The sequence below is a fragment of the Acidaminococcus sp. genome, assembly GCF_050873445.1.
In the GTDB taxonomy this organism is placed as follows: Bacteria; Bacillota; Negativicutes; order Acidaminococcales; family Acidaminococcaceae; genus Acidaminococcus.
This window is the reverse complement of sequence record NZ_JBNMIU010000063.1, coordinates 1-11183: the sequence shown is the minus strand read 5'-3', so window position 1 is coordinate 11183 and position 11183 is coordinate 1. Positions and strand designations below refer to the sequence as shown.

Here is an 11183-nt window from a genome sequence, read left to right as displayed (position 1 = left end):
TGGAGTTTATTCAGGATGAGTTCCAGATATTCAGGGGCATATTCCGCGTTGATCTCAACTTTCATTCCGCTATAGCTCAGCATCCCGTTGATTTCTTCAAAAAGAGCCGAAATCTTAGAATACAGCCGGAATCTCGATTTCTCCGTTCCTTTTTTCCATACCCAGGTATATTTGTTGGCATCAGCTTCGAACTTGGAGCCATCAATGTAGAGATGGTTCAGATCCACATGCTCTTTGGCAATGATTTTCTGGGTAATTTCATAGAAGAGAGATTCAGCTTGACCTTTCAGCACATTATTGATGAAGTATCCGAAAGTACGATAGGATGGGCGTTTGCCATCCATGAGGTATTGATAGCGGATATTGACTTTGCAATTGTCTTCCAGCTTTCTGAGAGAGATGCATCCTTCATCCATAAACCCGAACAGAACCGTTTTCAGCATATTGACGGGATTATATCTGATCCTTCCAAGCTCATGAGCAGGAAGGCAGCTCAGATATTTACGTAAATCGATTTCCTCCATGAATCTGTCAAACGTGAAAACCGGATCTGTGATATCCAGGCAGTCAGAAAAAAATGCTGGTAAAATTCCCTGTTTGGGAGTACCATAATACACAGTTAGGTTTTTCATCGCAGTTAAATTCTAACACGAAAAAGGACTTTCGGTTCACGAGAATCGGAAGTCCTTTTTCGTATTTTTTGGGGGCTTATTTTTTCACACCCCCTTTTTTGACGAAACGGACGAATTCTTCCATGGCCGGGTTGAAATGCAAGTCTTTGTTCCAGTTCAGGGTGATATAGGCCGGGCGGAACTGGCGGATGGAAATGGGGTGCAGGTCCGGCTCCTGCTGGGCGATTTCCTCAGTGAGAAATCCGGCGGCTCCTTCTGAACGGATGTATTCCAGGATGGTGAATACCTGGGTGGTCTGGTGCAGAATCCAGGGATGGACTCCGCTCTGGGCGAAGATATGACGGATGTAGGATGTCTGATCGAAGTGGTCAGAGAACATGACAAGGGGTATGCCCTTCAGCTCCGTCAGGTCGAGGGTATCCCTGCTGGCCAGGGGATGGTCCTGGCGGACGAACAGCTTCAGGTAGCTTTCCCGCAGCAGCAGGCAGTGGCTGGGTGAATCCGGCAGCCGGTTGGTGACGCACAGGGCGAAGTCGATTTCCTGCCGGTCCAGCAGTTCATACAGCACTTTGGTGGTTTCTTCTACGGTTTCGATGGTGATCTGAGGATGGCTCTTCAGGAATGCTCCGTGGATCTGGGGAAAAACAGTATTGCCCCGCATGGTGGCAATGCCGATGCGGATCAGGGCCTTGCCGCTGCTCAGGGAATGCATCACCTGACACAGATTCCTGTACTGGTTCTGGAACTGGAGAGCATGATCCAGCAAAATCCGTCCCCGGCGGGTGATCTGGATGTTGTTCCGGTTCCGCTGGAACAGGGCCACCCCGCATTCTTCTTCCAGTTCCCGGATGGCTTTGGAGATGCCGGGCTGGGAAATATGGCACTTCTCAGCGGCACGGGAAAAACTGCCGGTGTCGCATACGGCGATGAAGTATTCGATCTGGGTGAGTTTCATAAAGACCTCCTTTTTGCATATTATAACTTAAAGTTTGGGTCAGTGAAAATAAAGTATTATACTTTTCATGCTCAACTCGTTACAATACAGATATAGTCAACTTCTTGTGCCGGACAGGGGCCGTATGGCCCCCGTTCCCTTTTCTTTTGGATTGAAATGACTGGTTCAGATAAAGGAGAGATTTCCATGACAACGACGAAACGAGGTTATGATTTGCTGAATGATCCGTTCCTGAACAAAGGCACTGCCTTTACCCGGGAAGAACGGAAGAAGTTCGGCCTGACCGGTATCCTGCCGCCCCAGATCGAAACCATCGAGCTGCAGGACAAGCAGGCCTATGACAATTTCTGTGACCGGCCCAACAAGATGGTGCAGCGCCATTATCTGATGAAACTGTTCAGCCGCAACCGTACGCTGTTCTTCCATCTGTTCTCCCATCATCTGGAAAAACTGATGCCGGTCCTGTATGCGCCCGGCGTGGCTGAAAGCGTCAAGCAGTACAGTGAACTGTTCACCACTCCGCAAAATGCTGTGTACCTGTCCATCGATGCCATGGGCGACATCGAGGAATCCCTGAAAAACGGGGCTTCCGGACGGGATATCCAGCTGATCGTGGTTACCGACGGGGAAAGCATCCTGGGCATTGGTGACTGGGGCACCAACGGGGTCTCCATTTCTACTGGCAAGATCCTGGTATATACGGCGGCGGCCGGTATCGATCCTTCCAAAGTACTGCCCGTTGTGCTGGATGCAGGCACCAACCGGGAAAGTCTGATCAATGATCCTCTGTACCTGGGCCTGCATCATGAACGGCTTCACGACGAACGGTATGATGCCTTTGTGGACAAGTTCATCGAGACTGCTGAAAAGCTGTTTCCCGGTCTGTACATCCATTTCGAAGATTTTGGCCGGGAAAACGCTGCCCGTCTGCTGAAACGATATGAAGACAGATACGCCGTGTACAACGACGACATCGAAGGAACCGGGGCTGTGACCCTGGCGGCTATCCTGGGCGCCCTGAAGAGTTCCGGCCAGAAGATCACAGACCAGAAGTTCGTATGTTTCGGTGCCGGTACTTCCGGGATGGGCATCGTGGAACAGGTTTATGAAGAAATGAAACTCCAGGGCCTCAGCGAAAAAGAAGCCAGGGACAAGTTCTTCCTGGTGGATCAGCAGGGCCTGCTGTTCGACGATATGGACGACCTGACTCCTCAGCAGAGACCCTTTGCCCGGAAACGGAGCGAATTCGCCGATGCGGCTTCCCTGGACAATCTGGCTGCGGTGGTCCATGAAATCCAGCCTGCCATCCTGGTAGGTGCCTCTACAGCCGCCGGTGCCTTTACAAAGGAAATCGTCCAGGATATGGCTGCCCATACTCCCCGGCCCATTATCTTCCCGCTGAGCAATCCGGCTGATCTGGCTGAAGCCAGCGCTGATGACCTGCTGCACTGGACGGACGGGAAGGCTTTTGTGGCTACCGGCACCGCTTCCAAGAAAGTGGTGTATCATCACACCATCTTTGATATCGGCCAGGCCAATAATTCCCTGGTATTCCCGGGAATGGGGCTGGCTGTCACCGCCTGCCGGGCCAGACGGGTTTCCAGGGGGATGCTGGCCGCTGCGGCCCATGCCCTGGCCGACCTGGTGGAGGGAGGCAGACCGGGTGCTGCTGTGCTGCCGCCAGTACGGGAAATGGGGAACTTCACCAAGATCCTGGCCGAAAAGGTCATCCGGCAGGCCGTGAAAGAGGGCCTGAACCAGATTCCCGTGGATGATCCCCAAAAGGCCATTGCGGCTGTCCACTGGGATGCGGAATATAAGGAATTATAAGTGCGTCGCCAGTCGATTGAAAATAGGGAGTGTGAAGAAATTTTTTCACACTCCCTATTTTTTTTGCTTCAATTTCTGTGAAATTCCATAAACATACCTATACAATAGACAAAAATCCATTCTATATACACAATGTAAAAAATATACATAAAACAACTGTATATTTAATAAAATGACATTATTTTTGTTAAAAAAGTGTTGCAAAAATGCAAAACAGTGCTTATAATGGACATAAGCTTGCAAGGCCGACCGGTTTTGTGCGGGTCACCGGCAAGAAAATCTCAAGAAAGCAAAGGTGTTGTTGATGAAAGCATGGAAAAAAGCGGTCGGCGCGCTGGCGATGACAACTCTCGTAGCGTCTATGTTTACCGGCTGCGGCAAGAAGGATGCAGCAAAGGACAATGGCAATGAAATCAAGGTCGGCGCTCTGTTCGAATTGACCGGCAACGTGGCCAACTATGGCAAATCCACGTACAAAGGTGTACAGCTGGCTGTGGACCAGATCAATGCCAAAGGCGGCATCAATGGCAAGAAGATCAAACTGGTGGAAGCCGATAACAAATCGGAGCCTTCCGAATCCGGCAACGCAGCCACCAAACTGATCACAAAAGATAAAGTAGCTGTCATCATTGGGCCGGCAACCAGCGGCTGCGTATCCGCTGCCACTCCTGTAGTCACCAACAGCAAAGTTCCTCTGATGGCACCCGTAGCTACGGCCCCCGGCATCACAGTGGATGAAAAAGGCAAAGTCCGTCCGTATATTTTCCGTGCCTGCTTCACGGATCCTTTCCAGGGCAAACTGATGGCCAAATTCGCCACCGAAACCCTGAAAGTGAAAAACGTGGCGATTTTCTATGATTCCTCCAGCGATTACTCCAAGGGCCTGACGGATGTATTCAGCAAGACTCTGGAAGCCAACGGCGGCAAGGTCGTAGGCAAAGAAGCCTTCCTGGCCAAGGACCAGGACTTCAAGTCCGCTCTGACCAAGCTGAAGACCACCAATCCGGAAGCCCTGTATGTACCTGGCTACTATGAAGAAGTTTCCAAGATCATCAAACAGGCCCGTGAAGTGGGAATCACCTGTCCGATCCTGGGCAGCGATGGCTGGGATTCTCCGAAACTGGCCGACATCGCCGGTGCGGAAGCCCTGAATGGGACCTACTTCACCAATGCTTATTCTGCACAGGATAAAGATCCTCATGTACAGCAGTTCATCAAGGACTACAAAGCCAAGTTCAACGAAGAACCGGATACCTTCGCCATCCATGGCTATGATGGCACCATGGCTGTAGCCGAAGCTCTGAAACAGGCCGGCACCACGGACGGCGCCAAGATCGCTGAAGCACTGGGCAAGATCAAGGATCTGCAGGTAGCCACTGGCAAATATACCCTGGATGCAGAACACAACCCTGTTTCCGGTGGTATCATCATCGAAATGAAAGACGGCAAACAGACTTTCAAACAAAAGATTACGCTGTAAGCCAACCAACCTATGGGCGTCGGATCGGTTTTCGGTCTGACGCCAAACTTTTTCACAAGGAGGGGTGCTCATGAATACAGGATCCTTTGCTCTGCAATTTGCCCAGCAGATTGTAAACGGTATTTCCCTGGGCAGTATCTATGCGCTGATTGCCCTGGGGTACACCATGATTTACGGGATTATCAAACTGATCAACTTCGCCCACGGCGATATTTACATGCTGGGTGCCTACATCGGCTTTATAGCCATTACAAAAGCCCATCTGCCGTTTCTGCCGGCCCTGATCATCGCCATGGCAGGTGCGGCCCTGGCCGGTATCATCATCGAACGGATCGCCTACAAACCCATGCGGAATGCGCCCCGGATTGCGGCCCTGATCACCGCCATCGGCGTATCCTTCTTTCTGGAAAACGGCATGATCCTGCTGGTCACTCCCCAGCCCCGGACCTTCCCGCCGGTGTTTGCTCCCACGGTGTACCATATCGGCGGCGTGGTGGTGAACAACCAGCAGATCCTGATCCTGGTCAGCGCTCTGGTGCTGATGCTGGGTCTGACCTACATCGTCAACAAGACCAAGGCCGGCAAGGCCATGCGGGCCGTCAGCTATGATGCGGACGCAGCCAAGCTCATGGGCATCAATACCGACCGGGTCATTTCCACCACCTTCGCCATGGGTTCCGCTCTGGCAGCGGCTGCCGGCGTGCTGGTGGGCATCTATTACAATTCCATCGATCCCCTGATGGGCATGATGCCCGGCATCAAGGCCTTCATCGCTGCTGTGGTGGGGGGCATCGGTATCCTGCCCGGCGCTATGCTGGGGGGCATCATCATGGGTCTGGTGGAAGCCATGGTGTCCGGATTCTTCTCTTCCACCTACCGGGATGCGGCAGCTTTTGCCATCCTGATTTTGATCCTGCTCATCAAGCCTACAGGCCTGCTGGGCAAGAACGTGAAAGAGAAAGTGTAGGTGATGGCCATGAAGAGTTTGCGACAAGCATTGCGGAAACAGGATCTGCTGGGTCTGGCCATCCTGGCTGTGATTTTTGTGGTATTCTATGTGCTCTTTGACGAAGAGATCCTGGACGATTACTGGGAAACCAACGTGGTCCTGATCCTGATCAACATCATCATGAGCGTCAGCCTGAACCTGATCAACGGGCTCACCGGCCAGTTTTCCATCGGTCATGCCGGTTTCATGGCTGTGGGGGCCTACAGTTCTGCCATCATTACTGTGAAACTGGGCATGGACTTCCCCATCGCCCTGATCGTGGCCACCCTGTCGGCGGCTGTACTGGGCTTTTTGATCGGCGTTCCCACCCTGCGGCTGAACGGTGACTATCTGGCCATTGCTACCCTGGGCCTGGGCGAAATCATACGGATCACCATTTTGAACATCGACTACGTAGGCGGGGCTTCCGGTTTCATGGGCATTCCCCGGCTGACCACGTTCCCCATCGCCTTCTGGATCATGGCCTTCGTACTGTTCTTCATCAAGAACTTCAAGAACTCGGCGGAAGGCCGGGCCTGCATGGCTATTCGGGAAAATGAAATCGCAGCCGAAACCATGGGCATCAACACGACCAAATACAAGGTCATGGCCTTTACCATCGGTGCCGGATTTGCCGGTACGGCTGGTGCCCTGTTCTCCCATTACTACTACATCGCCCATCCTGCTTCCTTCACTTTCATGCGGTCTTTCGACGTACTGACCATGGTAGTGCTGGGCGGCCTGGGTTCCATCAGCGGCTCCGTGGCAGGGGCCATCCTGCTCACCGGTATCTCTGCGGCCCTGGCCGATTATCCGGAATGGCGGATGGTAATCTATTCCATCGTCCTGATTGTACTCATGCTGAATCGGCCGCAAGGTATTTTCGGCAACAAGGAACTGAGCCTGAAGATGTTCCATTCTATCAAACTGGGAGGTGGCTCTCGTGGCGGAACTGCTCAAAGTGAATAACGCATCCATGATCTTTGGCGGCCTGCGCGCCGTATCCAATCTGACCATGCAGATCGACGAGGGAGAGCTGATCGGCCTGATCGGCCCTAACGGGGCCGGCAAGACCACGGCCTTCAATATGCTGACCGGGGTGTATGAACCTTCCGAAGGGATCATTACCTTCGACGGTCAGAAAATCAACGGCAAGAAACCTTATCAGGTGACCCAGATGGGTATTGCCCGGACCTTCCAGAACATCCGGCTGTTTTCTGAACTGTCCGTGCTGGACAACGTGAAAATCGCCTTCAACAGTCAGATCCGCTATGGTTTGCTGGAAGGTGTGGGCCGCTTCGGCCGGTATTTCAAAGAAGAAGAGACCGTCGAAGAAAAAGCACTGGCTCTGTTGAAGATCTTCCACCTGGAGAAATTCCGGGACGAAATGGCCAAGAACCTGCCCTATGGGGAACAGCGGCGGCTGGAAATCGCCCGGGCTCTGGCCACTGCCCCCCGGCTGCTGCTGCTGGATGAGCCGGCAGCTGGCATGAACCCTCAGGAAACAAAGGAACTCATGGAAATGATCCGGTGGATCAAGAAGGAATTCGACCTGAGCATCCTGCTCATCGAGCACGATATGCAGCTGGTCATGAACGTGTGCCAGCGGATCTACGTGCTGGAATATGGCATCTGCATCGCCAACGGCACTCCTGACGAAATCAAACACAACAAACGGGTCATCAAGGCCTATTTGGGCGAGGAGGTATCCTGATGCTCTCAATCAAAAATCTGAACGTATACTATGGGGCCATCCACGCCGTCAAAAACCTGGATATGGAAGTGGGGGACGGAGAAATCGTTACCCTGATCGGTTCCAACGGGGCCGGTAAATCTACCACCCTGCACACCATTTCCGGGCTGATCAAACCCAAGACCGGCAGCATCCAGTACAAGGGCACCGACATCGTGGGCATTCCGGCCCATAAACTGGTGGGACAGGGCCTGGTGCAGGTACCGGAAGGCCGTCACGTGTTCGCTGAAATGACCGTCATGGAGAATTTGGACATGGGAGCCTACCTGCGCAAGGACAAGGATGAAGTGGCTCGGGATAAAGAAAAAGTCTTCCTGAAATTCCCCCGTCTGAAAGAACGGGTGAATCAGATTGCCGGGACCTTGTCCGGCGGCGAGCAGCAGATGCTGGCCATGGGCCGGGCACTCATGAGCAAACCCCAGCTGCTGCTCCTGGATGAACCGTCCATGGGGCTGGCACCGCTCCTGGTGCGGGAAATTTTCTCCATCATCAAGGAAATCAACGACGAAGGCACTACCGTCCTTCTGGTGGAACAGAATGCCAACATGGCGCTTTCCATTGCAGATCGGGCGTACGTATTGGAAACCGGCCGTGTGGTCCTGTCCGGCAGTGCAGCCGAACTGGCAGCCAGCGAAGCCGTACAGAAGGCTTATCTGGGCGGTTGACAAGGAGGCAGAAGCATGCAAGTAAAAGATTTGATGACCAAAGTGGTAAAAGTGGTGAAGGCGGACCAGTCCCTGCTGGAAATCCGGGAAATGATGCTGAACAACAACCTGCGCCGGATTCCTGTGGTGGATGATGACGGCCGTCTGAAGGGCATCGTCACCGATGGGGATGTGGCCCGGGCCACGCCTTCCGACGCCAGTACCCTGGATCGGTATGAAGTGAACACCATCCTGGGGAAGCTGAAGGCCCGGGATCTGATGACGAAAACTGTCATCACGGTAAAAGCCGAAGACGGGGTGGAAACCGCTGCCTACCTGATGTACAAGTTCAAAATCGGAGCGCTGCCCGTAGTGGATGAAACCAACAAAGTGGTGGGGATCATTTCCGATACGGATGTGTTCAAGGCTTTTGTGGACCTGCTGGGGTATGCCAAGACCTCGACGAAAATCACCGTGGATACGCAGGATAAAGTGGGCGTGCTGGCCGATCTGACCGATATCTTCCGGAAACGGGGCGTGAACATCATCTCTGCACTGACCCGGAAAATCGGACCGAAACGGGCTGCCATTACCGTGCGGGCAGATTTGACCAATGCCATGGATATTATCCAGACCATCCGGGATGCCGGCTTCGTGATCACGGATATTTCCACGTTGAAAGTAGATGATGCCCATGAAAAATGACACCGATTACACAGTGGGCGACATCGTACGGATGAAGAAAGCCCATCCCTGCGGTTCCTACGAATGGGATGTACTGCGGGTGGGCATGGACTTCGGCATCAAATGCCGGGGCTGCGGCCACTATGTCCTGCTGCCCAGGGCCAAATTCGAAAAGGCTGTACGGGAAGTGCTGGTACATAAAGAAAACTGAACGGAATGCGAAAAGGGGACTGTCTTTCGGCAGTCCCTTTTTATGGTATAATGGTCTGGTAAATTCACGGGCCGGAGGGCCGGGAGGTGTCTGTATGAAAAAACAATGGCTGGCAATGGGATTGGCATTCTGTCTATCGGCCCTGTCCCTTCCGGCCCAGGCGGTGCACTGGATGCCTTTGGGCGAAACAGAAGAAGGGCTGATCTCCATGGACAGAGACAGCCTGAAACGGCCGGCGGATACGTCCCTGCTGGTGTGGGAAAAAGTCAGCTGGGCCAAACCGGATGCTGCCGGCCATACAGGGGAACTGCGGCACCGGGAATACGATATGAAGAACAAAAAATGGCGCCAGCTCAGCTCCTACGCTTTGGACAAAAAAGGGAAAAAGGCTGCAGGCAGCCGGAAGGTACAGGAATGGCAGTCCTTTGAACCCATGACATCCCTGTTCACCCGTGCCCGATATGAATGGGATTATTCCCGATGGCGGGGACCATGGATGTTCATCAAGAGTCTGCCGAATCTGGGCCGGAAATGGTTTAACCCGGATTCTCTGGAAAAGAAGGGAACCAATTCCTACCAGGTGTGGGAGAAGACCGTCATGAAGAATCCGGTGAACGGGACCAAGGTGCTGCTGAGCCAGACCCGGTACGACTTGAAGAATGAGAAAGCGCGCACGCTGTACCTGTGCACCTTTGATGAACAGAACGTCATGACGGACCATTATGCGGTGAATGATGTGTGGACCAAGGCCGGCGATACCTATGGAGAATACATCGGCGACCAGCTGGCTGCCTATTACGCCAAACATCCGGCCAAGGTGACGAAGACACCGAAAACCGCAAAGAAAAAATAAGGAGGACATTATGAAGACCTGTCCCAAATGCCATAAGATCTATGAAGACAGTCAGAATTTCTGTTCCGTTGACGGAACAGAGCTGGTACTGACCCCGGTGAGCCAGACCATGCGCAGCGGCGGGCAGCAGGCAGCAGAAGCACAGTGCCAGGAGCAGCCGAAAGCAGAGCAGACGGCAGCGGCAGAGCAGCAGGAAACTGTGCAGGACGTACAGCCTGTGCGGGAAACCCGGCAGCAGGAACAACAGCAGAACGGGCAAAACCAGCAGCAACAGGACCGGTATCAGTACCGGCCCACCAACGATCCCAGTTTCAGCACCCGGTTCCAGGCCAATATTCCCGATGCCAATACCTGGAAGCCCATGTACTTTTCTTTTGACGGACGGCTGAGCCGGGGAGACTATGTGTGCCGGTGGCTGTTACTGCTGCTGTGCGTCGTAGTGGTAACGCTGATCAGCGGTATCATCAGCATTCTGGCACCTCTGGGGGCTCTGGCGGGCATCGCTCTGTGCGTGGCTCAGCTTTCCATTTCGGTACGGCGGCTCCACGACCGGGGGCACAGCGGCCTGTGGCTGTTTTTGTGTGTCATCCCCGCCGCCAATCTGATTATGTTCCTGTATCTGCTGTTCGCTGCCGGTCAGCCCGGAGTAAATGAATATGGTGCAGGGGAATAAGATAAGTTCAAAAAAAAGAGGAGAAAGGTGTTGACACCTTTCTTCTCTTTTGCTATACTATACAAGCTTTCTCTTTGAGGAAGCGCCACACCAGCCTTCAATGGACCAGCAATTGTTTCACCTGAAACAGAGTGAGAAAAAAGTTGTTGACAAACCTTTGAAAATCTGGTAATATATAGAAGTCGTCACGAAGACGGCAAGACGAACTTTGAGAACTGAATATTGTTGACAGATGTGCGGGTCAAGTCACTTGAAGTGATGAGATCGAGTCACCTGGATGAAAACCAGGTTAAAAAATCAAAAGCTAGTATTTGAGAGCCAAGCGGCTCTTCAAAATAATCTATTTTGGAGAGTTTGATCCTGGCTCAGGACGAAGGCTGGCGGCGTGCTTAACACATGCAAGTCGAACGGAGAATTTACTTCGGTGAATTCTTAGTGGCGAACGGGTGAGTAACGCGTAGGCAACCTGCCCTCTGGTTG

12 protein-coding genes and 1 rRNA gene are annotated in these 11183 nt (G+C 52.9%); 11 read left to right on the top strand and 2 right to left on the bottom strand.

Going from position 1 to position 11183, the window contains the following annotated elements:
• Positions 1-632 (bottom strand): transposase (locus ACR0QW_RS09800; RefSeq protein ID WP_432643482.1); only part of this gene is annotated, 632 nt, incomplete at its 3' end.
• A gap of 76 nt (positions 633-708) precedes the next feature.
• Positions 709-1587, bottom strand: a complete 879-nt coding sequence (locus tag ACR0QW_RS09795; RefSeq protein ID WP_432643481.1) for a LysR family transcriptional regulator — start codon at positions 1585-1587, stop codon at positions 709-711.
• A gap of 156 nt (positions 1588-1743) precedes the next feature.
• Between ACR0QW_RS09795 and maeA the strand changes: the two genes are divergently transcribed.
• From maeA to ACR0QW_RS09740, 11 genes are all read left to right on the top strand, one after another.
• Positions 1744-3417 carry an oxaloacetate-decarboxylating malate dehydrogenase gene (maeA, locus tag ACR0QW_RS09790; RefSeq protein WP_432643480.1) on the top strand — a complete coding sequence of 558 codons (1674 nt, stop codon included), beginning with the start codon at positions 1744-1746 and terminating at the stop codon, positions 3415-3417.
• Between the two features lie 304 nt (positions 3418-3721).
• On the top strand, positions 3722-4897 hold the full coding sequence (locus ACR0QW_RS09785; RefSeq protein WP_432643479.1) for an ABC transporter substrate-binding protein: 1176 nt from the start codon (positions 3722-3724) through the stop codon (positions 4895-4897).
• A gap of 70 nt (positions 4898-4967) precedes the next feature.
• Entirely contained in the window at positions 4968-5864 is an 897-nt protein-coding gene (locus tag ACR0QW_RS09780) for a branched-chain amino acid ABC transporter permease (RefSeq protein WP_432643478.1), read from the top strand.
• Between the two features lie 9 nt (positions 5865-5873).
• A complete protein-coding gene (locus ACR0QW_RS09775) occupies positions 5874-6854 on the top strand; it encodes a branched-chain amino acid ABC transporter permease (RefSeq protein ID WP_432643477.1) in 981 nt (326 codons plus the stop codon).
• Between the two features lie 7 nt (positions 6855-6861).
• The gene (locus tag ACR0QW_RS09770) at positions 6862-7599 is read left to right on the top strand and encodes an ABC transporter ATP-binding protein (protein WP_432643483.1); all 738 of its coding nucleotides are present in this window, start codon (positions 6862-6864) and stop codon (positions 7597-7599) included.
• Positions 7599-8303 carry an ABC transporter ATP-binding protein gene (locus tag ACR0QW_RS09765; protein ID WP_432643476.1) on the top strand — a complete coding sequence of 235 codons (705 nt, stop codon included), beginning with the start codon at positions 7599-7601 and terminating at the stop codon, positions 8301-8303. The genes ACR0QW_RS09770 and ACR0QW_RS09765 overlap by 1 nt, the downstream gene beginning before the upstream one ends.
• Positions 8304-8318: 15 nt before the next feature.
• The gene (locus ACR0QW_RS09760; protein ID WP_432643475.1) at positions 8319-8987 is read left to right on the top strand and encodes a CBS and ACT domain-containing protein; all 669 of its coding nucleotides are present in this window, start codon (positions 8319-8321) and stop codon (positions 8985-8987) included.
• Entirely contained in the window at positions 8977-9177 is a 201-nt protein-coding gene (locus ACR0QW_RS09755) for a DUF951 domain-containing protein (protein WP_432643474.1), read from the top strand. Before ACR0QW_RS09760 ends, ACR0QW_RS09755 begins: the two co-directional genes overlap by 11 nt.
• A gap of 94 nt (positions 9178-9271) precedes the next feature.
• Positions 9272-10030, top strand: coding sequence for a hypothetical protein (locus ACR0QW_RS09750; protein WP_432643473.1), 759 nt, complete (start codon positions 9272-9274; stop codon positions 10028-10030).
• A 10-nt stretch (positions 10031-10040) separates the two neighbouring features.
• Positions 10041-10703: a DUF805 domain-containing protein gene (locus ACR0QW_RS09745; RefSeq protein ID WP_432643472.1), complete on the top strand. Its 663-nt coding sequence runs from the start codon at positions 10041-10043 to the stop codon at positions 10701-10703.
• A gap of 342 nt (positions 10704-11045) precedes the next feature.
• A 16S ribosomal RNA gene (locus ACR0QW_RS09740) occupies positions 11046-11183 on the top strand; the annotation flags it as partial.

Coding starts and splice junctions, on each gene's coding strand:
- ACR0QW_RS09795 (WP_432643481.1), bottom strand. CDS start 1,587: ATGAAACTCACCCAGATCGAATACTTCATCGCCGTATGCGACACCGGC.
- maeA (WP_432643480.1), top strand. CDS start 1,744: ATGACTGGTTCAGATAAAGGAGAGATTTCCATGACAACGACGAAACGA.
- ACR0QW_RS09785 (WP_432643479.1), top strand. CDS start 3,722: ATGAAAGCATGGAAAAAAGCGGTCGGCGCGCTGGCGATGACAACTCTC.
- ACR0QW_RS09780 (WP_432643478.1), top strand. CDS start 4,968: ATGAATACAGGATCCTTTGCTCTGCAATTTGCCCAGCAGATTGTAAAC.
- ACR0QW_RS09775 (WP_432643477.1), top strand. CDS start 5,874: ATGAAGAGTTTGCGACAAGCATTGCGGAAACAGGATCTGCTGGGTCTG.
- ACR0QW_RS09770 (WP_432643483.1), top strand. CDS start 6,862: ATGATCTTTGGCGGCCTGCGCGCCGTATCCAATCTGACCATGCAGATC.
- ACR0QW_RS09765 (WP_432643476.1), top strand. CDS start 7,599: ATGCTCTCAATCAAAAATCTGAACGTATACTATGGGGCCATCCACGCC.
- ACR0QW_RS09760 (WP_432643475.1), top strand. CDS start 8,319: ATGCAAGTAAAAGATTTGATGACCAAAGTGGTAAAAGTGGTGAAGGCG.
- ACR0QW_RS09755 (WP_432643474.1), top strand. CDS start 8,977: ATGAAAAATGACACCGATTACACAGTGGGCGACATCGTACGGATGAAG.
- ACR0QW_RS09750 (WP_432643473.1), top strand. CDS start 9,272: ATGAAAAAACAATGGCTGGCAATGGGATTGGCATTCTGTCTATCGGCC.
- ACR0QW_RS09745 (WP_432643472.1), top strand. CDS start 10,041: ATGAAGACCTGTCCCAAATGCCATAAGATCTATGAAGACAGTCAGAAT.